The sequence below is a fragment of the Fodinicurvata halophila genome (assembly GCF_042651425.1).
In the GTDB taxonomy this organism is placed as follows: Bacteria; Pseudomonadota; Alphaproteobacteria; order Kiloniellales; family DSM-21159; genus Fodinicurvata; species Fodinicurvata halophila.
The window spans coordinates 122358-143709 of sequence record NZ_JBHSCW010000008.1; the positions used below are offsets into that span (position 1 = coordinate 122358).

The 21352-nt window shown below is 61.3% G+C and carries 37 protein-coding genes; 5 read left to right on the forward strand and 32 right to left on the reverse strand.

The window, feature by feature from the left end:
* Positions 1 to 47: 47 nt before the first annotated feature.
* Entirely contained in the window at positions 48 to 818 is a 771-nt protein-coding gene (locus tag ACFOW6_RS14560; RefSeq protein ID WP_382423133.1) for an ABC transporter ATP-binding protein, read from the reverse strand.
* Positions 819 to 1254: 436 nt separating this feature from the next.
* Between ACFOW6_RS14560 and ACFOW6_RS14565 the strand changes: the two genes are divergently transcribed.
* Positions 1255 to 1608: a helix-turn-helix domain-containing protein gene (locus ACFOW6_RS14565; protein ID WP_382423134.1), complete on the forward strand. Its 354-nt coding sequence runs from the start codon at positions 1255 to 1257 to the stop codon at positions 1606 to 1608.
* A gap of 20 nt (positions 1609 to 1628) precedes the next feature.
* On the opposite strand, the gene ACFOW6_RS14570 is transcribed toward ACFOW6_RS14565, so the two are convergent.
* The gene (locus tag ACFOW6_RS14570) at positions 1629 to 1964 is read right to left on the reverse strand and encodes a hypothetical protein (RefSeq protein WP_382423135.1); all 336 of its coding nucleotides are present in this window, start codon (positions 1962 to 1964) and stop codon (positions 1629 to 1631) included.
* Between the two features lie 16 nt (positions 1965 to 1980).
* On the reverse strand, positions 1981 to 3666 hold the full coding sequence (locus ACFOW6_RS14575) for a thiamine pyrophosphate-binding protein (protein WP_382423136.1): 1686 nt from the start codon (positions 3664 to 3666) through the stop codon (positions 1981 to 1983).
* Positions 3667 to 3758: 92 nt separating this feature from the next.
* Here ACFOW6_RS14575 and pncA point away from each other — a divergent pair, with 92 nt between their 5' ends.
* The 4 genes from pncA (at position 3759) to speE (ending at position 6205) form a co-directional block, all read left to right on the forward strand.
* Positions 3759 to 4427, forward strand: a complete 669-nt coding sequence (gene pncA, locus ACFOW6_RS14580; RefSeq protein ID WP_382423137.1) for a bifunctional nicotinamidase/pyrazinamidase — start codon at positions 3759 to 3761, stop codon at positions 4425 to 4427.
* Positions 4428 to 4466: 39 nt separating this feature from the next.
* Positions 4467 to 4745, forward strand: coding sequence for a YrhK family protein (locus ACFOW6_RS14585; protein ID WP_382423138.1), 279 nt, complete (start codon positions 4467 to 4469; stop codon positions 4743 to 4745).
* A 90-nt stretch (positions 4746 to 4835) separates the two neighbouring features.
* The gene (speD, locus tag ACFOW6_RS14590) at positions 4836 to 5360 is read left to right on the forward strand and encodes an adenosylmethionine decarboxylase (protein ID WP_382423139.1); all 525 of its coding nucleotides are present in this window, start codon (positions 4836 to 4838) and stop codon (positions 5358 to 5360) included.
* Entirely contained in the window at positions 5357 to 6205 is an 849-nt protein-coding gene (gene speE / locus ACFOW6_RS14595) for a polyamine aminopropyltransferase (protein WP_382423140.1), read from the forward strand. Before speD ends, speE begins: the two co-directional genes overlap by 4 nt.
* 49 nt (positions 6206 to 6254) lie before the next feature.
* Here speE and ACFOW6_RS14600 read toward each other — a convergent pair whose 3' ends face one another.
* The 29 genes from ACFOW6_RS14600 to ACFOW6_RS14740 all read right to left on the reverse strand — a co-directional run.
* Positions 6255 to 6839 (reverse strand): biotin transporter BioY, encoded by a 585-nt coding sequence (locus ACFOW6_RS14600; RefSeq protein WP_382423141.1) that lies wholly within the window; start codon positions 6837 to 6839, stop codon positions 6255 to 6257.
* A 99-nt stretch (positions 6840 to 6938) separates the two neighbouring features.
* Complete coding sequence (gene rplQ / locus ACFOW6_RS14605) at positions 6939 to 7367, reverse strand: 50S ribosomal protein L17 (RefSeq protein WP_382423142.1); 429 nt, start codon at positions 7365 to 7367, stop codon at positions 6939 to 6941.
* Between the two features lie 117 nt (positions 7368 to 7484).
* Positions 7485 to 8501 (reverse strand): DNA-directed RNA polymerase subunit alpha, encoded by a 1017-nt coding sequence (locus ACFOW6_RS14610; RefSeq protein ID WP_382423143.1) that lies wholly within the window; start codon positions 8499 to 8501, stop codon positions 7485 to 7487.
* Positions 8502 to 8653: 152 nt separating this feature from the next.
* A complete protein-coding gene (gene rpsK / locus ACFOW6_RS14615) occupies positions 8654 to 9046 on the reverse strand; it encodes a 30S ribosomal protein S11 (RefSeq protein ID WP_382423144.1) in 393 nt (130 codons plus the stop codon).
* 15 nt (positions 9047 to 9061) lie between these two features.
* Positions 9062 to 9439: a 30S ribosomal protein S13 gene (rpsM, locus tag ACFOW6_RS14620; RefSeq protein ID WP_382423146.1), complete on the reverse strand. Its 378-nt coding sequence runs from the start codon at positions 9437 to 9439 to the stop codon at positions 9062 to 9064.
* A gap of 151 nt (positions 9440 to 9590) precedes the next feature.
* Positions 9591 to 10163 (reverse strand): adenylate kinase, encoded by a 573-nt coding sequence (locus ACFOW6_RS14625; protein ID WP_382423147.1) that lies wholly within the window; start codon positions 10161 to 10163, stop codon positions 9591 to 9593.
* Positions 10160 to 11512 (reverse strand): preprotein translocase subunit SecY, encoded by a 1353-nt coding sequence (gene secY, locus ACFOW6_RS14630; RefSeq protein WP_382423148.1) that lies wholly within the window; start codon positions 11510 to 11512, stop codon positions 10160 to 10162. Before secY ends, ACFOW6_RS14625 begins: the two co-directional genes overlap by 4 nt.
* A 36-nt stretch (positions 11513 to 11548) precedes the next feature.
* The gene (gene rplO, locus ACFOW6_RS14635) at positions 11549 to 12043 is read right to left on the reverse strand and encodes a 50S ribosomal protein L15 (RefSeq protein WP_382423149.1); all 495 of its coding nucleotides are present in this window, start codon (positions 12041 to 12043) and stop codon (positions 11549 to 11551) included.
* Between the two features lie 85 nt (positions 12044 to 12128).
* The gene (gene rpmD, locus ACFOW6_RS14640) at positions 12129 to 12347 is read right to left on the reverse strand and encodes a 50S ribosomal protein L30 (protein WP_382423150.1); all 219 of its coding nucleotides are present in this window, start codon (positions 12345 to 12347) and stop codon (positions 12129 to 12131) included.
* Positions 12348 to 12353: 6 nt separating this feature from the next.
* Positions 12354 to 12923, reverse strand: a complete 570-nt coding sequence (gene rpsE, locus ACFOW6_RS14645; RefSeq protein ID WP_382423151.1) for a 30S ribosomal protein S5 — start codon at positions 12921 to 12923, stop codon at positions 12354 to 12356.
* Between the two features lie 19 nt (positions 12924 to 12942).
* A complete protein-coding gene (gene rplR, locus ACFOW6_RS14650) occupies positions 12943 to 13305 on the reverse strand; it encodes a 50S ribosomal protein L18 (RefSeq protein ID WP_382423152.1) in 363 nt (120 codons plus the stop codon).
* Positions 13305 to 13838 (reverse strand): 50S ribosomal protein L6, encoded by a 534-nt coding sequence (rplF, locus tag ACFOW6_RS14655; protein WP_382423153.1) that lies wholly within the window; start codon positions 13836 to 13838, stop codon positions 13305 to 13307. Before rplF ends, rplR begins: the two co-directional genes overlap by 1 nt.
* 13 nt (positions 13839 to 13851) lie before the next feature.
* Positions 13852 to 14250 (reverse strand): 30S ribosomal protein S8, encoded by a 399-nt coding sequence (rpsH, locus tag ACFOW6_RS14660; protein WP_382423154.1) that lies wholly within the window; start codon positions 14248 to 14250, stop codon positions 13852 to 13854.
* Between the two features lie 13 nt (positions 14251 to 14263).
* Positions 14264 to 14569 carry a 30S ribosomal protein S14 gene (rpsN, locus tag ACFOW6_RS14665; protein WP_382423155.1) on the reverse strand — a complete coding sequence of 102 codons (306 nt, stop codon included), beginning with the start codon at positions 14567 to 14569 and terminating at the stop codon, positions 14264 to 14266.
* A gap of 21 nt (positions 14570 to 14590) precedes the next feature.
* Positions 14591 to 15133, reverse strand: coding sequence for a 50S ribosomal protein L5 (rplE, locus tag ACFOW6_RS14670; protein ID WP_382423156.1), 543 nt, complete (start codon positions 15131 to 15133; stop codon positions 14591 to 14593).
* A gap of 15 nt (positions 15134 to 15148) precedes the next feature.
* Complete coding sequence (gene rplX / locus ACFOW6_RS14675; RefSeq protein ID WP_382423157.1) at positions 15149 to 15472, reverse strand: 50S ribosomal protein L24; 324 nt, start codon at positions 15470 to 15472, stop codon at positions 15149 to 15151.
* Positions 15472 to 15840, reverse strand: a complete 369-nt coding sequence (gene rplN / locus ACFOW6_RS14680) for a 50S ribosomal protein L14 (RefSeq protein WP_382423158.1) — start codon at positions 15838 to 15840, stop codon at positions 15472 to 15474. The genes rplX and rplN overlap by 1 nt, the downstream gene beginning before the upstream one ends.
* A gap of 11 nt (positions 15841 to 15851) precedes the next feature.
* Positions 15852 to 16103, reverse strand: coding sequence for a 30S ribosomal protein S17 (rpsQ, locus tag ACFOW6_RS14685; protein WP_382423159.1), 252 nt, complete (start codon positions 16101 to 16103; stop codon positions 15852 to 15854).
* Positions 16104 to 16116: 13 nt separating this feature from the next.
* Positions 16117 to 16320: a 50S ribosomal protein L29 gene (gene rpmC / locus ACFOW6_RS14690; RefSeq protein ID WP_382423160.1), complete on the reverse strand. Its 204-nt coding sequence runs from the start codon at positions 16318 to 16320 to the stop codon at positions 16117 to 16119.
* A 4-nt stretch (positions 16321 to 16324) separates the two neighbouring features.
* The gene (gene rplP / locus ACFOW6_RS14695) at positions 16325 to 16744 is read right to left on the reverse strand and encodes a 50S ribosomal protein L16 (protein ID WP_022728259.1); all 420 of its coding nucleotides are present in this window, start codon (positions 16742 to 16744) and stop codon (positions 16325 to 16327) included.
* 31 nt (positions 16745 to 16775) lie between these two features.
* Positions 16776 to 17465, reverse strand: coding sequence for a 30S ribosomal protein S3 (rpsC, locus tag ACFOW6_RS14700; protein WP_382423161.1), 690 nt, complete (start codon positions 17463 to 17465; stop codon positions 16776 to 16778).
* Between the two features lies 1 nt (position 17466).
* Positions 17467 to 17847, reverse strand: coding sequence for a 50S ribosomal protein L22 (rplV, locus tag ACFOW6_RS14705; protein ID WP_382423162.1), 381 nt, complete (start codon positions 17845 to 17847; stop codon positions 17467 to 17469).
* 5 nt (positions 17848 to 17852) lie between these two features.
* The gene (rpsS, locus tag ACFOW6_RS14710; RefSeq protein WP_382423164.1) at positions 17853 to 18131 is read right to left on the reverse strand and encodes a 30S ribosomal protein S19; all 279 of its coding nucleotides are present in this window, start codon (positions 18129 to 18131) and stop codon (positions 17853 to 17855) included.
* 12 nt (positions 18132 to 18143) lie between these two features.
* Positions 18144 to 18980, reverse strand: coding sequence for a 50S ribosomal protein L2 (rplB, locus tag ACFOW6_RS14715; RefSeq protein WP_382423165.1), 837 nt, complete (start codon positions 18978 to 18980; stop codon positions 18144 to 18146).
* 3 nt (positions 18981 to 18983) lie between these two features.
* Positions 18984 to 19316: a 50S ribosomal protein L23 gene (locus ACFOW6_RS14720; RefSeq protein WP_382423166.1), complete on the reverse strand. Its 333-nt coding sequence runs from the start codon at positions 19314 to 19316 to the stop codon at positions 18984 to 18986.
* Complete coding sequence (gene rplD, locus ACFOW6_RS14725) at positions 19313 to 19933, reverse strand: 50S ribosomal protein L4 (protein ID WP_382423167.1); 621 nt, start codon at positions 19931 to 19933, stop codon at positions 19313 to 19315. Before rplD ends, ACFOW6_RS14720 begins: the two co-directional genes overlap by 4 nt.
* Positions 19934 to 19935: 2 nt before the next feature.
* Positions 19936 to 20766, reverse strand: coding sequence for a 50S ribosomal protein L3 (gene rplC / locus ACFOW6_RS14730; protein ID WP_382423168.1), 831 nt, complete (start codon positions 20764 to 20766; stop codon positions 19936 to 19938).
* A 4-nt stretch (positions 20767 to 20770) separates the two neighbouring features.
* Positions 20771 to 21085: a 30S ribosomal protein S10 gene (gene rpsJ, locus ACFOW6_RS14735; protein ID WP_382423170.1), complete on the reverse strand. Its 315-nt coding sequence runs from the start codon at positions 21083 to 21085 to the stop codon at positions 20771 to 20773.
* A gap of 74 nt (positions 21086 to 21159) precedes the next feature.
* On the reverse strand, positions 21160 to 21352 hold a 193-nt coding region (locus ACFOW6_RS14740), incomplete at its 5' end, for an EF-Tu C-terminal domain-related protein (protein WP_449267368.1).

The following is a 21352-nucleotide window of genomic DNA, read 5'->3' on the forward strand; positions in this document are numbered from 1 at the left end:
AGTGCTCCCCCGGCAGGACACCTCCGGGCATTTGTCAAAAGCACCTCTCAGGCATGGACCGCCATGCCGATGGGACCCTCCGAGCGCCCTTCCAGCAACTGCCTCAGATGTGACTCCGAAGCTTGGCGAGCTGCCTCGGTCGACCCATTCCAAATGATCCGACCGTCATACAGCATGGCCAGATCGTCGTAAAATTCCAAGGCCGAAGACATCTCCGTCATGATACTGAAGACCGTGACCTGATGCTCTTGGACAATCCGGCGGATGAGGGAATTGGTATGCCTGGTCATGATCGGGTCCAACCCATCGGTCGGAGCATCGAGGATCAGGATGTCGGGGTTCATGGCGAAGGCCCGAGCCAGGGCAACGCGCTTCTGCATGCCGCCTGACAGCTCAGCCGGATAGCGCTCGCCCACCTGGGAGCTCAGGCCGAACAGGCCCAGTTTTTCGCGCGCCACCTCCCGCGCCTCCTGGCGAGAAACCTCGCCGCGGTTGAGAAGGCGAAAAGCGACATTCTCCCAGACCGGAAGACTGTCGAAGAGCGCATTCTGCTGGAACACCACGCCGATTCGGTCGTCCAGGCGCTCTCTCTCCGCGCGGGATAAATCATCCAGGGAACGTCCTTCCACCTGGACGTCGCCACCGTCGGGCTCCAACAGGCCCAACAGGCACTTGATGAGGACAGACTTCCCTGAAGAAGACGGGCCGACCAGGACGGTACCGCGTTGCGGCGCGATCTCCAGGTCGATCTGCTTGAGAACCGTCTTCTCTCCAAAGGTCTTGCGCAGGCCGCGCAAGGATACCAGGGACTCAGGCAATCGCTGCTCCCGAAATTCTTGGCAGTTGAGTTCACACCGCCAGGCACCCACCTGCCTGTCCGGCGCCGAGAGGCCATACAATAGAGCAAACAGCCGGGATTGTAACCTCGTGCGAAGACGAACTCCGGCGTGTGGGATATCGATCTCACATATGCTTTATGCGCTGCAATATGAATTGCATTTTGCAGCTATTCATGAAAACTCCGGAGCGTGGGCATGAACGGGCATCGCCGAATACGGGACTGCGTCGGGATGGACCAATAGCCATGCGGGTTTACGAAAAAGGCGGCAAGATGCCGCGCATTCTGGCCCATAGGTTGCATTGAGGCTGTAGACGCCGCGTGCCACGGGCGCGTAAGATAGTCACGAAAGGCGTCAACGCAGAATGGGGAATGCCGAAGGCCAACCCCGCCTAACAGGAAAGGCTCACAGGAAGATGTACCACAAAACCGACATCCATATTGGCCACCGCCTGCGCGAACGCCGTGTGGCCCTGGGTCTCAGCCAGAGCGAACTGGCCGACAAGCTTGGCGTCAGCTTTCAGCAGGTGCAGAAGTACGAAAGCGGGGCCAACCGCATCAGCGGCAGCCGCCTCTGGGATATCAGCACGGCCCTGGAAACGCCGGTGAGTTATTTCTTCGAAGGCTTGGACAGTGAAGGCTTCGGGTCCGACGAGACACCCCTGGACCGTCAGACTCTCGAGCTGGCCCGCGCCGTCGGTTCCATAGAAGACGAGAACGTGCGCTCGCAGATCGTCAAACTGGTCAAGGCCTTCGCTAAGGCCGGCTGAATTGTCTGATAGCCCCACCCTCACCCGATATAGGCCCGGGTGATGCGCCGGCGCTCGTCCAGGACCAGGGTCAGGCGGTCTTCGCGGTAATCCATGGTGACCGCCTCACCTTCCTCCACTGCACGCAATTGCAGCCCGGTCAGAGACGACGTGCAGGCCTCGTCCGGAGTTTTGCCCTCCTGAGCCCCCTCCCGGGATTGAGACCCCTCGTGACGGGCGCTGTGCGCACATCCCGAGAGCGCCAGACCTCCCAGCACGGCCGAGACACCACCCAATGCACTCCCCAGGAAGCCACGGCGCGAGGGGGCCGCGGCCTCCCCGGAGGCTTCGGTTCCTGAACTCCTGTCGTTGAGCATGACCTCCTCCCGATTTTCAGGCCTGTTGCCCCAGACGCTCCAACGCCTCCGCTCGGATCTGGCTGAGAGTCTTGACCGGATTGATGACCTCGGGATCGAGCCGCAACTCGATCAAGGCCGCACGGCCGGACTGCCAGGCGCGCTCGAAGGCCGGAGCGAACTCCTCCGTACGTTCCACCAGTTCGCCATGGGCTCCGTAAGTTTTCGCCAGTTCCGAGAACTGTGGGTTCTTCAGGGCCGTTGCGCTCACTCGGCCGGGATACTCGCGTTCCTGGTGCATGCGAATGGTTCCGTACATGCTGTTGTTGATCAAGATTATGAGGATCGGCAGGTCATATTGCATGGCCGTTGCCAATTCCTGCCCATGCATCATGAAGCAGCCATCCCCGGCAAAGGCCACGACGGGGCGCTCGGGAAAGGCCCGTTTCGCCGCGACGGCGGCCGGCGTGCCATAGCCCATGGACCCCGAGGTTGGCGCCAGCTGGGTGTAGCAGGCACTGTAGCGATGGAAGCGATGGACCCAGCCGGCATAGTTACCGGCTCCGTTGCAAACGACGGTCTCGTGCGGCAGTCGGTCGCGAAGCCATCCCATGATCTCGCCCATTTGCAGCGGCCCCTCCACCTTGGGAGGCTCGGACCAGGCCAGGTATTCCTGCCGGGCCTGGCGCGTCTCCCCCGTCCACGTCACGGTGCCGCGGGGCGTGAGCTCGGCGAGAGCACGCGCCATGGTACCCATTGAGGACAGAATGGCCAGTTCCGGCTGATAGACTCTCCCCAGCTCCTCAGCGCCGGGATAGACATGTACAAGCTTCTGCCGAGGGTGCGGAATGTCCAGCAGGCTGTAGCCGCTGGTGGTCATCTCGCCCAGCCGCGCCCCGAGCACGAGCAGAAGGTCCGCTTCCCGAACCCGTGCGGCAAGGGCGGGATTGATGCCAATGCCCACGTCGCCGACATAGTTGTCGTGGCAGTTGTCGAAACAGTCCTGACGACGGAAGACGGCCGCCACGGGCAGATCCCAGGCCTCGACGAACTTCTCTAGGGCAGTACGGGTTTCGGGGACCTTGCCGTCGCCAACAAGAACCAGCGGCCTTTCGGCCTCTTCCAGGAGGGCCTGCAGTCGCTGCATCTCGGCCGTGCCGGGCGAAGCCTCGACCCTCTGATAGGGAACGCTGTCCAGCTGCCGGACCGTGTCGCGGAGCATGTCCTCCGGCAGGGCCAGGACCACGGGCCCCGGCCGCCCCGAGGTTGCCGTGTAGTAAGCACGGCTGACGAACTCGGGGATGCGCTCCGCCTCGTCGATCTGGGCCACCCACTTGGCCATCTCCCCGAACATGCGGCGATAATCGACCTCCTGGAAGGCTTCGCGCTCCATGTCGCCACGGGCCACCTGGCCGATGAAGAGGATCATGGGGGTCGAATCTTGCTGGGCGATGTGCAGGCCCGCTGCCGCATTGGTCGCCCCGGGCCCCCGCGTGACGAAGCAGAGGCCCGGCTCGCCCGTCATCTTGCCGTACGCATCCGCCATCATGGCCGCACCGCCCTCCTGGCGACATACCGTGACGTCCAGTTCCGGCACATCGTAAAGTGCATCCAGGACAGCCAGATAGCTTTCCCCCGGTACGCAAAAGACATGCTTGCCGCCGTGCAGGCGCAGACAGTTGACAAGGATTTCCCCGCCGGTCTTCAGTTCGTTGGATTTCATGATTATCTCTGTGGTGCTGGCTGTTGTCTTGGCCGGGATCATGCGCAAGGACAGCCGGCAAGTCACGTACGGAAGGAATGTCAGGAGAGCCAATGACAGACCTTACACCTCATCCACTGCACGACCTGCTACTGGTGGTCGACCTGCAGTACGACTTCTGTCCGGGCGGCGCCCTCGAGGTTCCCGAGGGCGACCGGGTCGTGCCCGTGATCAATCGTCTGCTCCCTGCCTTCGACAATGTGGGAGCGACCCAGGACTGGCATCCTGCGGGGCATAGCTCGTTCGCCAGCCAGCACGAAGGCAAGGCGCCTTTCGAGACCACCTCAATGTATTACGGAACCCAGGTCCTGTGGCCCGACCACTGCATCCAGGGAAGCCAGGGAGCCGCCTTTCACAAGGACTTCCAGCTGGATGCCTGCCAGTTCATCGTCCGCAAGGGGTTCCGCAGGGCGATCGATTCCTACTCCGCATTCTACGAGAATGACGGTGAAACCCCCACTGGCCTTAGTGGCTATCTGCGGGAGCGCGGGATCACGCGGATTTTTGTGACCGGACTGGCACTGGATTTCTGCGTCTTCTATTCCGCGCTGGACGGCCGCCGGGAAGGTTTTGAAGTCATCCTGGTGACGGACGCAACGGCCGCCATCGACCTTGACGGATCGAAGGATGCCGCACTTTGGGAAATGCAGGACAAGGGTGTACAGATGACGGACTCCAAGAGCATCCTGCAGGCTGCGGGGATCGGCGCATCAGGGGCCTGACGCCCCCGCCGCGCGGCATCATGATCGGGGGAGAAAACCGTGACGGAACGATTGAACGGCTTCCAGCGCGAACTGGATGTGGAGCTCGAGAAGCTGCGCCAGTTCTACTTCTGGATTCATCTGACGGCGGACATGGGCTGCGGCATATGCTTCGTGGTCGGGAGTGTTTTCTTCTTCTATCAGAGCCTGCTTTATGACGGCACATGGCTCTTCCTGATCGGCAGCATCCTCTTTGCCGCCAAGCCCTTTATTCGCCTGTTTCATGAACTGCACAGGCGTCATCGGATTCATCTGTCGCAGGTGGCAGAAAAGTCTTGAACTTGGCGGCAGAATAGCCCATTTCCTCGCCTTTCACCCGAAAGCGTAAGCGCTGGCTGGGTTCATCCGCTGTTAAGAAGGGGACTTGATTTGAAGACACTGACTGCCCTTTCCGAATCGGTGATGGACTTGGATCTGCGGACTCCAGACCCCGAAACCGAACAGGAAAATCCGCATACCGGCGTGGCAAACGATGTCCATGCTGACGGCTCGCGCATCGGTTCCCAGTTCGACGAGAACCGACTGGACCACTTTATCGAAAAGGATGGCCAACGCTTTGCGGGAACCCATCTGATCATCGATCTGTGGGATGCCAGCCGCCTGGACGAACTCGGACATGTCGAGGAGAGCCTGCGTCGGGCCACTGAAGCTGCCGGCGCGACCCTGCTCAACATCGACCTCCATTACTTTACGCCCAATGGAGGTGTGTCCGGTGTCGCCGTACTGGCGGAAAGCCATATCTCGATCCACACTTGGCCGGAATGCGGCTATGCCGCCATCGATATCTTCATGTGCGGCGATGCCGAACCAAGCCGGGCCATCAGCGTGCTGGAGACCTCCTTCACGCCAGGCTCAATAGAGGTGGGCGAACATCGGCGCGGAGTTCTTGGATGAAGCAGGTCTATAAAGAGACCCTTCACCAGGACTACGGCCAGTTTTTCACAATATCGCGCGAACTCTACCGCGAGGAAACGGAGCACCAGGAACTGGTGATCTTCGAGAATGCGGTATTCGGCAAGGTTCTGGCCCTGGATGGCATCATCCAGACCACCACGGGGGACAACCACATCTATCACGAGATGCTGGTGCATGTCCCCCTGCTTGCCCACGGCGAGGCCAGCGACGTCCTGATCGTCGGCGGCGGTGACGGCGGTACCCTGCGGGAAGCCGTGAAGCATCCCCTCGCCAGCGCGACCATGGTGGAAATCGACAGCCACGTGATCGATCTCTCGAAGACCCACTTGCCGGAACTTTCCGACGGCGCCTTCGACGATCCGAAGGCCGAAGTCGTCGTCGGGGACGGCTATGCCTACGTCGAGAACACGGATCGACGCTTCGACGTCATCATCGTGGATTCCAGCGATCCCATCGGCCCGAGCGCCGTGCTCTTCTCGGAAGAGTTCTACCGTAACTGCAGGCGCTGCCTGAAACCCGGCGGCATTCTCATCACGCAGAACGGCGTGCCCTACCTGCAGAGTGACGAACTGACCAACGGTCACCACATTCTCTCCGGCCTGTTCGAGGATGTGGCCTTCTACCTGGCGACAGTGCCGACCTATAGCGGAGGGCCCATGGCCTTCGGCTGGGCCAGTGACTCCACGGCACCGCGCAACTGCACCCTCGAAACCCTGAGAGAGCGCTTCGAGACGCACGCCCTGCAGACCGGCTACTACACGCCGGAGATTCACAAGGGTGCCTTTGCCCTGCCGCCAAGAATTTCCCGGCTGATGACCGGATAGAAAAGGCGATACCTACGAGAGGCATCGCCTTTTCTCCATGCCGAGCGTCTCAGCGCCGTTCGATCAGCTTCCAGACCGAAGGCAACATCAGCGCCCCCAAGACGATCTTCAGCAGGCCGCCCACGATGAAGGGCGTGAAGCCGCTGGCGATGGCCTGTTCGAAACCGATCAGGGTAGCAAGCCAGGCAACGCCGCTGCCCATGAGGACCAGGGTTCCAAGAGTCATTGCCGCCATACTGAGCCAGATGGTCCTGTCCCAGCCACGCTCGGCCAGCCAGCCGACTAAAGCGGCTGCAGCCACGAAGCCGAAGAGATAACCAGCGGTGGGGCCTGCAAGATAGGCGAGACCGGCCCCCGAAGCGAAAACGGGAAGGCCGATAGCTCCCTGAACCAGATAGAGGGCCAGTGTCGCGGTACCCAGACGCAGGCCGAAGCTCATGCCGATCACCAGCACTGCCAGGCTCTGCAGTGTCACCGGTACGGGCCAGAACGGCACCTGAACCTTTGCGGAAATCGCCAGAACGAACGTCCCCGCCAGCATGAGCACAAGGGCTCGCGGCAGGGCCGCCAAACCTCCCGCCGCCGGCCAGATTGCGTGCGCCAGCGTGGGCGCTATCCTCGAAGTGCTTGTCATCTTCGCCTCCCATGAAGTTCGATACTCAAGATCTTCAGGCAAAAAAATCCCCGCGGGAAGAGCTTCCAGCGGGGATTTCTGTCAAAGTGTCGGAGAACGTCAGCTTTCTTCGCTGTCCTCGTCGTCGTCCGTGAACTGGTTCGGTCCGGAATCCTGGCCTTTCGCATCGGGATTGCGGTCCACCAGTTCGATCACGGCCAGCGGTGCCATGTCGCCGTAGCGGAAACCAGCCTTGAGTACACGCGTATACCCGCCATTGCGGCTCTTGTAGCGCTCGGCCAGCTCTCCGAACAGCTTCTGCAATTGCGTATTGTCACGCACCGTTATGGACGCCTGGCGACGGGCATGCAGATTGCCACGCTTGCCCAGGGTGATCAGGCGATCGGCGATGCGGCGCATCTCCTTGGCCTTGGGCAGGGTGGTGACGATCTGCTCATGCTTGATGAGCGACGTCGCCATGTTCGAGAACATCGCTTTGCGATGCTGGGTTTTCCTGTTCAGCTTACGCTGGGCCATGCCATGACGCATTGCCGTTCCTCCTGATCATCCGGATCTCGCCTTGCGAGATCGATTGCACGACCCGATGCCCTTCATCCGGTACAGCGGGTTGGGCCCTCACGGCCCTGGAAAAGAGACTCTGATTCCTCAGTACGGTTCCTCGAGGCGCTTGGACAGCTCCTCGATGTTCTCTGGCGGCCAGTTCGGAATCTCCATGCCGAGATGCAGGCCCATCTGTGCCAGCACTTCCTTGATCTCGTTGAGAGACTTCCGCCCGAAGTTCGGAGTGCGCAGCATCTCGCCCTCGGACTTCTGGACCAGGTCGCCGATGTAGACGATGTTGTCGTTCTTCAGGCAGTTGGCCGAGCGGACCGAGAGTTCGAGTTCGTCGACCTTGCGCAGGAGATTGCGGTTGAACGGCGGTTCGCCCTCTTCCTCCTTGGCAACATGGGCCTGCGGCTCATCGAAGTTGATGAAGAGCTGCAGCTGATCCTGAAGGATCCGCGCCGCATAGGCCACGGAATCCTCCGGCGACAGCGCGCCGTTCGTTTCCACTTCCATGGTCAGCTTGTCATAGTCCGTGACCTGACCGACACGCGTGTTCTCCACCTTGTAGGCCGCGCGGCGCACCGGGGAGAAGATGGAATCCACAGGGATCAGGCCGATTGGCGCATCTTCCGGGCGGTTCTGGGAACCGGGCACATAGCCCTTGCCCTGCTCCACGGTCAGCTCCATGTCGAAGCGTGCCCCATCGTCCAGGGTACAGATGACCAGATCCGGGTTCATGACCTCGATGTCCGCGCCGGCCTCGATCTGGCGAGCAGTCACCTCGCCGGGGCCTTCCGCCCGCAGGCGCATGCGCTTCGGGCCTTCCGCATGCATGCGCAGAGCCAGAGCCTTCACGTTCAGGACAATGTCCGTCACATCTTCCCGCACGCCGGGAATGGAGGAGAATTCGTGAAGGACGCCATCGATCTGAATCGCGGTCACGGCCGCCCCCTGGAGGGAAGACAGCAGGACGCGCCGCAGGGCGTTGCCCAAGGTCAGTCCGAAGCCACGCTCCAGCGGTTCCGCAACAATCTTGGAGAAGCGTTCAGCCGAAGCTCCCGGCTGGACATCCAGCTTGTTCGGCTTGATCAGGTCAGTCCAATTTTTTTCCAGCATACAAATGCCTCATGAGTCGAGCGGGGTTCTTGAAGCACGACCACCACCCGCAAGGGTGGCGGTGTTTCAAACGCGTTCCCTCTATCTCGCAGTCGGCGGCGGCTCGATACACCGTCGACGGCCATCCGTTGAGGGAGGCGCAGGATATGTCCTTAGACGCGGCGACGCTTGCGCGGCCGGCAGCCATTGTGCGGGATCGGGGTCACATCCCGGATCGCCGTGATCTGGAAACCGACGGACTGAAGGGCACGCAAGGCGGATTCACGTCCGGAGCCGGGCCCCTTCACGTTCACTTCCAGGGTGCGCATGCCGTGTTCCTGGGCCTTGCGACCGGCATTCTCGGCCGCGATCTGCGCCGCATAGGGCGTCGACTTGCGGGAGCCCTTGAAGCCCTGAGCGCCGGCCGTGGACCAGGCGATCGCGTTGCCCTGAACATCGGTGATGTTGATCACGGTGTTGTTGAAGGAGGCGTTTACGTGCGCGATGCCAGAAGTGATGTTCTTCTTTTCGCGGCGGCGCAGTCGGGAAGTTTGCTGTTTGGCCATGATCTCTGTGCGCCCTTATCTCGTCGCTTTCTTCTTGCCGGCAATCGGCTTTGCGGGTCCCTTGCGGGTCCGCGCATTGGTATGCGTGCGCTGCCCGCGAACAGGCAGGTTCTTGCGGTGCCGCAGGCCGCGATAGCAACCAAGGTCCATGAGACGCTTGATATTCATTGCCACTTCCCGGCGCAGATCACCCTCGACGATGTAATCACGGTCGATGGTCTCGCGTACGCGGACGACCTCGTCATCCGTCATCTCGTTGACGCGCCGGCTTTCGGGCACGGACACGCGCTCACAGATCTCTTGGGCCTTGGCAGGGCCGATTCCGTGAATATAGGTAAGCGCAACGACTACGCGCTTGCCTGTAGGAATATTGACGCCAGCGATACGTGCCACGCCGCAGTCTCCTTAAAAACTGTATCTCGTTCAAACCAACAACAGGACAAATCGAACAGGCCAAACCGCCCGGTCGCGCCCGCGCCAGGAAGCCGCGATTATAGGAACGGGCTCCGGCGGGTCAAGTCTTGCCTTTCCAAGGCAAGCGCTTTTACGCGACCTGCAAAATACCCTCGATCTGATCCGTCACTTCCTCGATCGACTTCATGCCGTCGACCGTCTTCAGAGTCCCCTTGTTCCGGTAATAGGGAAGGATCGGAGCCGTTTGCTCCCGATAGACTTCCAACCGGCGCTTCAGGGTCTCCACGGTGTCATCGGAGCGCGCCTGAGCCGATTCATTGATCCGGCTCTCGATCCGACTGACCAGTTCCGCCTCGTCCACCTTCATCTCGATCACGGCATCCAGTGCCGTGCCCTTGCTCTCCAGCAGGCTGTCCAGCGCTTCCGCCTGAGGCACCGTGCGCGGAAAGCCGTCCAGGATGAACCCCTTGGCACAGTCCGGCTGGTCGATCCGCTCCGAGATCATCTTGATCATGAGTTCGTCGGGCATCAGCTGCCCCTCATCCATGATCTTCTTCGCCCTCTGCCCCAGTTCGCTGCCGGATGCCACTGCGCTGCGCAGCATGTCGCCTGTGGAAAGATGCGCGACCCCGTGGCGCTCTGTCAGAACCTGAGCCTGGGTTCCCTTGCCGGCCCCCGGCGGCCCGAGAAGTATGATGTTCATCCCCGCCTGCCCTTAAGTTTCGATTTCTTGATAAGCCCCTCGTACTGGTGCGCCAGCAGATGCGCGTGAACCTGTGCCACCGTATCCATCGTGACCGAAACCACGATCAGCAGGCTGGTACCCCCGAAATAGAACGGCACGGCATACTGTGAGATGAGAACCTCGGGCAGCAGGCAGACCAGGGCCACGTAGATGGAGCCGACCGTAACCAGCCTGGTTGTGACATAATCGATATAGCGCGCCGTATTCTTGCCGGGACGAATGCCCGGAATGAAACCGCCGTTCTTCTTGAGATTATCGGCCGTATCCTCGGGATTGAAGACAATCGAGGTGTAGAAGAAGGCAAAGAAAATGATCAGTCCGGCATAAAGCACCATATAGAGCGGCTGGCCATGGGATATATTGGCTGTCACCCATTGCAGCCACGCCGGTCCGCCGCCGCCGGCTTCACCGGAGAAACCGGCCACGGTCATCGGCATCAGCAGCAGCGACGAGGCAAAGATGGCGGGAATCACGCCTGACGGATTGAGCTTGAGAGGCAGGTGAGAGGATTCGCCTCCGAACATGCGATTGCCCACCTGGCGCTTGGGATACTGCACCAGAAGGCGGCGCTGCGCGCGCTCCATGAACACGATGAAGGTGATGACGGCCACCGCCATCACGATCAGGAACAGGATGAAGGCCGTGGACATGGCCCCCGTGCGGCCCAGTTCCAGCAATTGCGCGATAGCTCCCGGCAGGTTCGCCACGATTCCCGAGAAGATGATCAGCGAGATCCCGTTACCGACACCGCGCTGCGTGATCTGCTCGCCCAGCCACATCAGGAAGATCGTGCCGCCCGTCAGGGTGATCACCGTACTGATCCGGAAAATCATGCCCGGATCGATCACGGCGGAACCGGAGCCGACATTCATGGTTTCCAGGCCGACCGCCATTCCGTAGGACTGGAAGGCTGCCAGCACCACCGTGAAATAGCGGGTGTACTGGTTGATCTTCTTGCGGCCGGACTCGCCTTCCTTCTTCAGCTGAGAAAGGGTCGGCGAAACAGCCGTCATCAGCTGCACGATAATCGAGGCCGAAATATAAGGCATGATGCTGAGCGCAAAGATCGTCATGCGCCCCAGCGAACCGCCGGAGAACATGTCGAACACGCCAATGATGCCACCGGCCTGCTGCTGGAAGATCTCCGACAGGATGGCCGGGTCGATCCCGGGAACGGGAATGTATGTGCCCAGACGATAGACAATCAGCGCACCCAGCGTGAACCAGATGCGCTTCTTGAGTTCGGTCGCCTTTGCAAAGGCCCCGAAATTCACGTTTGCGGCAAGTTGCTCGGCAGCTGAAGCCATGAGTGCCTTCTATCCTGTCAGACGCGGTGGTCCGGCTTATTCCTGATCCTGCTGATCGCTCTTCTTGGCCGGCGGCAGCACCGTCAGCTTGCCCCCGGCCTTTTCGACCGCCTCGGCAGCAGACTTGGTCGCACCGGCAACCGTCAGGTCCAGCTTCGCCGTCAATTCGCCGCTACCCAGCAGGCGCACGCCATCGCGCCCCGGCTTCTTGAAAAGGCCGGCCTGACGCATCGCTTCCGCATCCACCGGCTTCTTGGGATCGAGACGCTTGGAATCGACGGCCGCCTGCAGCCGCCCCAGGGTCACTTCCACATAGTCGCGTGCGAAGAGGTTCTTGAAGCCCCGCTTCGGCAGACGGCGATAGAGCGGCATCTGGCCACCCTCGAAGCCCTTGATGGAAACGCCACTGCGCGCCTTCTGACCCTTGTGGCCTTTACCGGAAGTCTTGCCCAGACCCGAGCCAATTCCTCGACCGACCCGCTTGCGGGCGTGACGTGCACCCGGATTGTCGCTCAGTTCGTTCAGCTTCATCTCTACGTTCCTTAACTTCCCGGCGCAGCGGGCGCCGTCTTCTCACGGAAACCTGCTCGAGACGCATTCCACGCCTCGATGTTCCTTACTCGACCACACGCACCAGATGGCTGACCTTGCCGATCATCCCGCGCACGGCCGGAGTATCCTCCAGCTCGCGCTTGCGGTGAACCCGGCCCAGTCCCAGGCCGCGCAGGGTGGCATGCTGATCCTCCGGACGTCCGATGGCGCTGCGTGTCTGCTGCACCACAACGCGGCCGGTGGCCTTCTTTGCAGTCTTCTTGCTTGTCGTCTTGGCTGCCATAACGAATTACTCCTGCGCAGGCGCGGAGACCGCTGGGTCTTCGCGCTTGCCGATCACCTCGCTGACCTTCTTGCCGCGGCGCTGAGCCACCATGCGGGGGCTGTTGATGCTCTGCAGGCCGTCGAAGGTCGCACGGATCATGTTGTACGGGTTCTGTGTGCCCACGGACTTGGCAACGATGTCCTGGATGCCGAGGCATTCGAAAACAGCGCGCATGGGTCCACCGGCAATGATCCCCGTGCCCGGGGGTGCGGCGCGCAGAATGACGTGCCCGGCGCCGAAGTGCCCCTTCATGTCATGATGCAGGGTCCGCCCTTCGCGCAGGGGAATACGCTTCATGCCCCGCTTGGCCGACTCCGTGGCCTTGCGGATCGCCTCGGGGACTTCGCGGGCCTTGCCGTGGCCGAAGCCGACGCGACCGCGCTGGTCACCTACAACCACAAGCGCGGCAAAGCCGAAGCGCCGACCGCCCTTCACCACCTTGGCGACGCGGTTGATGCCGACCAGCTTGTCGACAATCTCCGTATCCTCACGCTCTCCTTTGGCGCTGCGGTCTTCTTTCTGCGAACGTGCCATTGCTACGCTATTCCCTGACTTAGAACGACAGACCGCCCTCACGGGCGGCATCGGCCAACGCTTTGACGCGGCCGTGATAGAGATATCCACCGCGATCGAAAACAACCGTCTCGATCCCGGCCTTCTTTGCGCGCTCGGCCACCAACTTTCCTACCTCGCTTGCAGCGGAGGTGTCGGAGCCGGTCTTGAGCTTGCCCTTCAGATCCTTGTCGATGGTGGAAGCCGCCGCCAGGGTCTTGCCCTGGCTATCGTCGATCACCTGGGCATAGATATGCTTGCTCGAGCGAAACACCGACAGACGCGGGCGATCGCTCGACTTGCGCTGCAAGCTTGCTCGCACACGCTGCGAGCGCTTTACCAGCTTTTGCTTCGCGTTCAACATTACTTCTTCTTGCCTTCCTTGCGCAGGATCACTTCGTCGGCATAACGCACGCCCTTACCCTTATAGGGCTCAGGGCCGCGGGCCTTACGGATCTCGGACGCGAACTGCCCCACCAACTGCTTGTCCGCACCGCTGACGGCCACGGCCGTGGGGCGCTCGCAAACCACCTTCAGTCCTTCCGGAATCGGGTAGTTGATATCGTGGCTGTAGCCGAGCTGCAGGTTCAGGTTGTTTCCCTGGACCGCGGCGCGGTAACCGACGCCCGTGATCTCAAGCGACTTGGTGAAGCCTTCCGAAACGCCCTGGACCAGATTCTGGATCCGGGCACGTGTCGTGCCCCAAAGCGCGCGCGCCTTCTTGGTGTCGTTGGCGGGCTTCACCGTGACCTTGTCTTCTTCGTGAACCAACTCGACTTCTTCGGTGGTTTCGAAAGACAGCTCACCCAGTTTGCCCTTCGCAGTGACGGTCCGGCCTTCGATCTTCAGATCGACACCGCTCGGTACGCTCACCGCATTCTTGCCTACACGCGACATGAAACAGGACTCCTTAGAACACGCGGCAAAGCAACTCGCCGCCCACATTCGCGGCACGAGCTTCGTGATCCGACATCACCCCGCGTGGGGTCGAGAGGATCGCGATGCCCAAGCCATTGTAATAGCGAGGCAGCTCACGAATCTTGGAATAGACCCGGCGCCCCGGCCTGGAAATACGCGATATCTCTCGGATGACCGGCTCACCCTCGAAATACTTAAGCTCGATCTCAAGACGATTGAATCCTTCATCGTCCACCGAACTGCGATAATCACGGATGTAACCCTCGCGCTTGAGAACCTCAAGCACATTGGCTCGCAGCTTGGAGGCCGGCGCCGAGATTACAGGTTTGTTGGCCTGCTGTCCGTTACGAATGCGGGACAGCAAATCCCCTAAGGGATCGCTCATCGCCATAGCGTCGTTCCTCCTACCAGCTCGACTTCACCATGCCGGGGATCTGTCCGTTACTGGCCAGATCGCGCAGCGCAATACGCGACACACGCAGCTTGCGGTAATACGCGCGCGGACGGCCACTCACTTCGCAACGGTTGCGCACGCGCACCTTCGACGAGTTGCGCGGCAGCTCCGCCAGCTTGAGAGACGCCTGAAAGCGTTCCTCCGGTGTACTATTGCTGTCATGCACGACGGCCTTCAATGCCGCACGCTTGGCGGCATACCGGCGCACCTGACGAGCACGGTTCTTGTTACGTTCAACAGCACTTTTCTTTGCCATCAGTCCTTATCCCTTCGCCGCTCAGTTTCGGAACGGCATGTCGAAGTGCTTCAGCAGGGCATGTGCTTCAGCATTCGTCTTGGCCGTGGTGCAGATGATGATGTCCATCCCACGAACCTCATCCACCGCGTCATAATCGATCTCCGGAAAGACGATCTGTTCCTTCAGGCCCATGGCATAGTTGCCGCGGCCGTCAAAGCTCTTGGCGTTCAGCCCGCGGAAATCGCGCACGCGCGGGAGGGCGATGGTCACCAGCCGATCCAGAAACTCGTACATCCGCTCCGAGCGGAGCGTGACCTTGCAGCCGATGGCCATGCCTTCACGGACCTTGAACCCGGCAATCGACCTCTTGGCCTTTGTGCTGATCGGCTTCTGACCGGAAATACGGGCCAATTCCTCCATGGCGGTCTTCAGCTTCTTGCTGTCCGCCACGGCTTCGCCCACGCCCATGTTGATCACGATCTTGTCCAGGCGCGGAATCTCCATGTCGTTCTTGTAGCCGAACTCTTCCTTGAGCTGCGGCTTGACGACTGTCGAGTAATGCTCTTTCAAGCGGGCTGTCATCGCACTCGCCTTTACTTAGCTATCGATTGTTTCGCCGGAGCGACGCGCAAAGCGTATCTTGCGCCCGCCTTCGACCAACTTCCACCCGACGCGGCTTGCGCGGTCATCGCGCGGATCCAGTAAAGCCACGTTGGAAACATGAATGGGTGCCTCTTTCTCCACGATGCCGCCCTGGCTTTGCGCGGACTGGCGTTCGTGGTGCTTCACGATGTTGGCACCCTGGACGATCACGCGGTTTTCCTTGGGCATGACACGCAGGACTTCGCCCACATGCTTCTTGCTCTTGCCCGTGGTGACCACAACCTTGTCGCCCTTGCGGATCTTCATCTTGTTCGCCATCACAGCACCTCTGGTGCAAGAGACACGATCTTCATGAACTTCTTGGCACGAAGCTCACGCGTCACCGGGCCGAAGATACGGGTTCCGATCGGCTCGTTCTGCCGGTTCAGCAGAACGGCGGCATTGTTGTCGAAGCGGATCACCGAACCGTCCGGCCGGCGGATGTCGTTGGCGGTCCGTACGATCACGGCACGCACGACGTCGCCCTTCTTGACGCGACCGCGGGGAATCGCTTCCTTCACGGAGACCACGATCACGTCGCCGACGCCCGCGGACTTGCGCTTGGAGCCGCCCAGCACCTTGACGCACATGACGCGGCGCGCACCGGAGTTGTCGGCCACATCGAGATTGCTCTGCATCTGAATCATGACGCCAACTCCTAGCTCTGGCTTGCCGCGGCGCCCTCATCGAGGACAGCCCAGCGTTTGGATTTCGACATCGGCCGACATTCGACAATGCGAACGCGGTCGCCTTCCTGATAGCGGTTCTGCTCGTCGTGAGCGTGATACCGCTTGGACGACTTGATGAACTTCTTGTACAGCGGGTGCATCACCCGCCTCTCGACCAGGACCGTCACCGTCTTGTCCGTTTTGTTACTGACGACGACGCCTTGCAGCACACGACGCGGCATGGGTCATAAACTCCTACTGAGCGGCCTGCGCGGCCTGACGGTCGCGCAGAACGGTCTTGATACGGGCGATGTCACGGCGCACCTGCCGCACCCGAGCGGTATTCTCGAGCTGGCCGCTCGCTTGCTGGAAGCGCAGGTTGAAAGCCTCTTTGCGCAGCTTGAGCAGCTGCTCCTTCAGCTCATCCTGGCTCTTGGCCCGAATATCTTCCGCTTTCATCGCTTTAATCCTCCTCACCGATGCGCGTCACAAAACGCGTTTGCACCGGCAGCTTCGTCGAGGCCAGGCGGAAGGCTTCGCGCGCCATCTCCTTGTTGACTCCCTCGAGCTCGAACATCACCCGGCCGGGCTTCACACGGGCCGCCCACCATTCCGGGGACCCCTTGCCAGACCCCATGCGAACCTCGGCAGGCTTCGAGGATACCGGCACATCCGGGAAGACACGGATCCACAGCTTACCGACACGCCGCATGTGACGCGTAATCGCACGTCGCGCGGCCTCGATCTGGCGGGCCGATACCCGGCCCGGTGTGGTCGCCTTCAGTCCGTAGGTCCCGAAATTCAGCTCGGTTCCGCCCTTGGCCATCCCGTGGATGCGCCCCTTGAACTGTTTGCGATACTTCGTCCGCTTTGGAGACAGCATCTTTCCCGTTCCCTAACTCTAGACCGACCGCTTACTGGCGGGCGGGGGCTGTGCTCTGGCTCTCACTCAGGCGCTTTTCCTGCGCCATCGGATCGTGAGCTATGATCTCGCCCTTGAAAATCCAGACCTTCACACCGCAGGTGCCATAGGTCGTCTTTGCATGGCCTTCGCCATAATCGATATCGGCACGCAGGGTGTGCAGCGGCACACGGCCCTCACGATACCATTCGGTTCGTGCGATCTCGGCGCCGCCCAGCCGGCCGGCGCAGTTGATGCGAATACCCTGGGCGCCAAGGCGCATGGCATTCTGTACGGCCCGCTTCATGGCGCGGCGGAAGGCGACGCGGCGCTCCAGCTGCTGTGCGATGTTGTCGGCCACCAGCTTGGCATCAAGCTCCGGCTTGCGGATCTCGACGATGTTCAGGCTGACCTCGCCGCCGGTCATCTTCTGCAACTCCTGGCGCAGCTTCTCGATATCCGCACCCTTCTTGCCGATCACCACGCCGGGACGCGCCGTATGGATCGTGATCCGGGCCCGCTTGGCCGGACGTTCGATGATCACGCGCGCCACACCTGCCTGCCTGAGGCGGTTGTGAAGAAACTCGCGCAGCTTGAGATCCTCGTGCAGGTAGCTGCCGTATTCCTTGCCGGCGAACCAGCGAGAATCCCAGGTGCGGTTGATGCCGACCCGCAGGCCGATCGGATTGATTTTCTGACCCATCTCAGGCGCTCTCCTCGCGCTCACGCACAACAACGCGCAAGCGGCTCCAGGGCTTCAAGAGTTTGCCCGCACGACCACGTGCGCGCGGACGGAAACGTTTCATCATAAAGGCCTTACCCACGGATGCCTCGGCCACATAAAGACGGTCCACATCCAGCTGATGGTTGTTTTCCGCATTGGCGATGGCGGCCTGCAGGACCTTTTTCACTTCCTGCGCGATACGACGCTTGCTGAAGGTCAGGTCGGACAGCGCGCGCTCGGCCGGCTTGCCCCGGATCATTCCGGCAACCAGGTTCAACTTGCGCGGACTGGTCCGCAACAGGCTGGCACTGGCCAGCGCCTCGTTCTCGGCCAGGCTGCGTTCGCTCTTGAGCTTACCCATTGCCCTTAACCTCTCTTCGCCTTCTTGTCCGCCACGTGACCGTAAAAGGTCCGGGACGGAGCGAACTCGCCGAACTTGTGACCGATCATGTTCTCGTTCACCAGCACCGGCAGGAATTTATGACCGTTGTGGACGCCGAAGGTCAGGCCGACGAACTGCGGCATGATGGTCGAGCGTCGCGACCAGGTCTTGATGATCTCGTTACGGCCCGAACTCCGTACTGCCTCGGCTTTCTTGAGCAGGTAGCCGTCGACGAAGGGGCCTTTCCAGACTGAACGCGCCATTCTATCGGCTCCTTACTTCTTCTTACGTGTCTTCCGGCGGCGCACGATCAGGCCGTCGGTGGTCTTGTTGTGCCGTGTCTTGCGACCCTTGGTCGGCTTGCCCCAGGGGGTCACCGGATGACGCCCGCCAGAGGTCCGCCCTTCACCGCCACCATGTGGGTGATCGATGGGGTTCATGGCAACACCGCGGACAGAGGGACGCTTGCCGATCCAGCGCTTGCGTCCCGCCTTGCCAAGATTGGTGTTGGTCTGGTCCGGGTTGGACACTGCACCGACGCTGGCCATGCAATCGGAGCGCACCATGCGCACCTCGCCCGAGGCCAGGCGCAGAAGTGCATAGCCGGCATCGCGACCGACGAGCTGGACATAGGTCCCGGCCGAACGCGCCAGCTGTGCACCCTTGCCGGGCTTAAGCTCGACGTTGTGGATGATCGTCCCGATCGGAACCGCGCGCAGAGGCATGGCATTGCCCGGTTTCACGTCGGCCTTCTCGGAGGCGATCACCTGATCACCCTCGGCCAGGCGCTGCGGTGCGATGATGTAGGACTGCTCGCCGTCCTCGTAAGTCAGCAGCGCAATGAACGCCGTCCGGTTCGGGTCGTACTCCAGGCGCTCAACTTTAGCCGGGATGTCAAACTTGCGCCGCTTGAAGTCGATGACGCGGTAGGTCCGCTTGTGACCTCCGCCCAGACGCCGCGCGGTAATCCGGCCGTAGTTGTTGCGTCCGCCCGACTTGCTAAGTCCTTCCGTCAGCTTCTTGACAGGCGCACCCCTCCAGAGGCCGGCACGATTGACCTGCACAAGCTGGCGACGCCCCGGCGTGACGGGATTGTATGTCTTCAACGCCATGGATCAGATCCCCGTGGTCACGTCGATGGAATGGCCTTCCTCGAGCGTGACCATCGCTTTCTTGTAGTCGGAACGCTGTCCGGGACGCCCCCGGAAGCGCTTTGCCTTGCCCTGCTGGCGCAGGGTGTTCACTGCCTTCACCTTCACCTTGAACAGGCCCTCGATCGCAGCGCGGATCTCCGGCTTGCTGGCCTCGAGAGGCACCTGGAAGGTGACTTGATTGTGTTCGCCGCCCAGGGTGGCTTTTTCGGTGATCACGGGCTTGCGGATCAACTCCAGCATCCGCTCGTCGGACACCTTCACCCCGGCTGTCGTGCGGGCACGTCCTTTGCTCATTTGAGTCGCGCCTCCAGCGCTTCCACCGCTGTGCGGGTCAGAACCAGTCTGTCGCGGCGCAGAATGTCGTACACGTTGGCGCCCTGCTGCGGCAGGACGTCGACGGTCGGGATGTTGCGCGAAGCGCGCGCAAACATCTCGTCGATTTCCGCACCATCGATGATGAGAGTATTGGCCCAGCCAAGCCCCTCGAAGCGCTTGGCGAGTTCCCTCGTCTTATGACTGTCCAGCTTGGCGCTGTCCAGCACAGAAAGCTTGCCGTCGGCCGCTTTTGCTGACAGGGCCGTCTTAAGGGCCAGCTGGCGGAACTTGCGCGGCAGATCGTGCGCGTAGTCACGCGGAGCCGGGCCATGCACTGTACCGCCGCCACGCATGATGTTGGTCTTCATGTCGCCGCGACGGGCACGCCCAGTACCCTTCTGGCGATAGGCCTTCTGGCTGCGGCCGGACACCTCGCCTCGGGTCAGCGTCTTGTGCGTTCCCGCACGACGGCGCGCCAGCTGCCAATTGACCACCCGCGCCAGGACATCGCGACGCACAGGAACGGCGAAGACGGAATCGCTCAGCTCGATTTCGCCGTTCTCTTTATTGTCGAGAGTCGTGACCTTCATCTTCATGGTCACTGCTCCTTCTTCTCTTCACTGCCTTCGGGCGCCGCTTCGCCCTCGGTGGGAACCTCGGCCTCACCCGCCGAAGCCTCGGGAGCGGACGCCTCCTCGGAGGATGCGTCAGGTGCGGGGCTCGCCTCGTTCATGGCGCCACCATTCTCCTGACCAGCCACTTTCAGGCCGGCTGGGAACGGGATGCCTTCCGGCAAGACCGCCTTGTTCGCGTCCGAGATCAGCAGCCAACCGCCTTCGGCACCCGGAACCGATCCGCGCACCATGACCAGCCCACGTGCCTCGTCGGTTGCAACAACCTCGAGATTCTGCGTCGTGATCCGGCGGTTACCCATATGGCCCGCCATCTTCTTGCCTTTGAAGACCTTGCCCGGATCCTGCATCTGCCCGGTCGAACCGTGGCTGCGGTGGGTGGCGGAAACGCCGTGGGTCGCCCGCAGGCCGTGGAACCCATGCCGCTTTATCACACCGGCAAACCCCTTACCGATGCTGGTCCCGACCACGTCGACCTTCTGTCCGGCCACGAAATGGCTCGGAGAAAGCTCCGCACCTACATCGAGAACCGCATCCTCGGAAACATGGAACTCGGCCAGCTTCTTCTTGGGCGTCACCTTGGCCTTGGCGAATCGCTCGCGCTCCGGCTTGGAGACGCGGTTCGGCTTCGCCTTGCCGGCGCCCAGCTGAAGGGCCGTGTAGCCATCCTTCTCCTTGGTGCGAACTGCCACAACCTGACAGTCTTCCATCTGCAGAACGGTCACGGGAACATGTGTTCCGTCTTCCCGGAAAATCCGGGTCATGCCCAGTTTCTGCGCAATAATACCCGTGCGCATCGGATCATCCCTTCAGTTTGATCTCGACGTCGACACCAGCGGCCAGGTCGAGCTTCATCAGCGCATCGACCGTCTGCGGGGTCGGGTCAACTATGTCGAGCAGCCGCTTGTGCGTCCGCATTTCGAACTGCTCGCGACTCTTCTTGTCGATGTGCGGCGAGCGCAACACCGTGAAACGCTCGATTCGGGTCGGCAGAGGAATCGGTCCGCGCACGTGCGCCCCCGTCCTCTTGGCCGTGTTCACGATCTCCCCGGTCGACTGATCCAGGACCCGGTGATCGAACGCCTTCAGGCGAATACGGATATTTTGATGATCCATTGTTCAGCGCTCGTCCAAAGAGGCCGGCCCGAAGCCACAGCAACGGGCCGGCCGATACACACAAAAAACCTGACTCACTCGATGATGGAGGCGACGACGCCTGCCCCGACGGTGCGCCCGCCTTCGCGAATGGCGAAACGCAGGCCCTCGTCCATGGCAATCGGCGCAATCAGCTCCACGTCCATCGAGACGTTGTCGCCCGGCATCACCATCTCCGTACCCTCCGGCAGCGTCACAATGCCCGTGACGTCCGTCGTGCGGAAATAG

Coding starts and splice junctions, on each gene's coding strand:
- pncA (WP_382423137.1), top strand. CDS start 3,759: ATGACAGACCTTACACCTCATCCACTGCACGACCTGCTACTGGTGGTC.
- rplX (WP_382423157.1), bottom strand. CDS start 15,472: ATGGCGAACAAGATGAAGATCCGCAAGGGCGACAAGGTTGTGGTCACC.
- ACFOW6_RS14720 (WP_382423166.1), bottom strand. CDS start 19,316: ATGAGCAAAGGACGTGCCCGCACGACAGCCGGGGTGAAGGTGTCCGAC.
- rpsE (WP_382423151.1), bottom strand. CDS start 12,923: ATGGCACGTTCGCAGAAAGAAGACCGCAGCGCCAAAGGAGAGCGTGAG.
- rplP (WP_022728259.1), bottom strand. CDS start 16,744: ATGCTGTCTCCAAAGCGGACGAAGTATCGCAAACAGTTCAAGGGGCGC.
- speE (WP_382423140.1), top strand. CDS start 5,357: ATGAAGCAGGTCTATAAAGAGACCCTTCACCAGGACTACGGCCAGTTT.
- rpsK (WP_382423144.1), bottom strand. CDS start 9,046: ATGGCCAAACAGCAAACTTCCCGACTGCGCCGCCGCGAAAAGAAGAAC.
- ACFOW6_RS14610 (WP_382423143.1), bottom strand. CDS start 8,501: ATGCTGGAAAAAAATTGGACTGACCTGATCAAGCCGAACAAGCTGGAT.
- rplO (WP_382423149.1), bottom strand. CDS start 12,043: ATGAAGCTGAACGAACTGAGCGACAATCCGGGTGCACGTCACGCCCGC.
- rpsQ (WP_382423159.1), bottom strand. CDS start 16,103: ATGCCGCGTCGTGTGCTGCAAGGCGTCGTCGTCAGTAACAAAACGGAC.
- rplE (WP_382423156.1), bottom strand. CDS start 15,133: ATGACAGCCCGCTTGAAAGAGCATTACTCGACAGTCGTCAAGCCGCAG.
- rpsH (WP_382423154.1), bottom strand. CDS start 14,250: ATGGCGATGAGCGATCCCTTAGGGGATTTGCTGTCCCGCATTCGTAAC.
- rplF (WP_382423153.1), bottom strand. CDS start 13,838: ATGTCGCGTGTAGGCAAGAATGCGGTGAGCGTACCGAGCGGTGTCGAT.
- secY (WP_382423148.1), bottom strand. CDS start 11,512: ATGGCTTCAGCTGCCGAGCAACTTGCCGCAAACGTGAATTTCGGGGCC.
- ACFOW6_RS14570 (WP_382423135.1), bottom strand. CDS start 1,964: ATGCTCAACGACAGGAGTTCAGGAACCGAAGCCTCCGGGGAGGCCGCG.
- rpsS (WP_382423164.1), bottom strand. CDS start 18,131: ATGGCGCGTTCAGTCTGGAAAGGCCCCTTCGTCGACGGCTACCTGCTC.
- rpmC (WP_382423160.1), bottom strand. CDS start 16,320: ATGAAAGCGGAAGATATTCGGGCCAAGAGCCAGGATGAGCTGAAGGAG.
- rplV (WP_382423162.1), bottom strand. CDS start 17,847: ATGGGTAAGCTCAAGAGCGAACGCAGCCTGGCCGAGAACGAGGCGCTG.
- ACFOW6_RS14625 (WP_382423147.1), bottom strand. CDS start 10,163: ATGAACATCATACTTCTCGGGCCGCCGGGGGCCGGCAAGGGAACCCAG.
- rplR (WP_382423152.1), bottom strand. CDS start 13,305: ATGTTGAACGCGAAGCAAAAGCTGGTAAAGCGCTCGCAGCGTGTGCGA.
- ACFOW6_RS14565 (WP_382423134.1), top strand. CDS start 1,255: ATGTACCACAAAACCGACATCCATATTGGCCACCGCCTGCGCGAACGC.
- rpsJ (WP_382423170.1), bottom strand. CDS start 21,085: ATGGATCATCAAAATATCCGTATTCGCCTGAAGGCGTTCGATCACCGG.
- rplC (WP_382423168.1), bottom strand. CDS start 20,766: ATGCGCACGGGTATTATTGCGCAGAAACTGGGCATGACCCGGATTTTC.
- rplQ (WP_382423142.1), bottom strand. CDS start 7,367: ATGCGTCATGGCATGGCCCAGCGTAAGCTGAACAGGAAAACCCAGCAT.
- rpsN (WP_382423155.1), bottom strand. CDS start 14,569: ATGGCAAAGAAAAGTGCTGTTGAACGTAACAAGAACCGTGCTCGTCAG.
- rpmD (WP_382423150.1), bottom strand. CDS start 12,347: ATGGCAGCCAAGACGACAAGCAAGAAGACTGCAAAGAAGGCCACCGGC.
- ACFOW6_RS14575 (WP_382423136.1), bottom strand. CDS start 3,666: ATGAAATCCAACGAACTGAAGACCGGCGGGGAAATCCTTGTCAACTGT.
- rplN (WP_382423158.1), bottom strand. CDS start 15,840: ATGATTCAGATGCAGAGCAATCTCGATGTGGCCGACAACTCCGGTGCG.
- ACFOW6_RS14600 (WP_382423141.1), bottom strand. CDS start 6,839: ATGACAAGCACTTCGAGGATAGCGCCCACGCTGGCGCACGCAATCTGG.
- rpsC (WP_382423161.1), bottom strand. CDS start 17,465: ATGGGTCAGAAAATCAATCCGATCGGCCTGCGGGTCGGCATCAACCGC.
- rplB (WP_382423165.1), bottom strand. CDS start 18,980: ATGGCGTTGAAGACATACAATCCCGTCACGCCGGGGCGTCGCCAGCTT.
- rplD (WP_382423167.1), bottom strand. CDS start 19,933: ATGAAGATGAAGGTCACGACTCTCGACAATAAAGAGAACGGCGAAATC.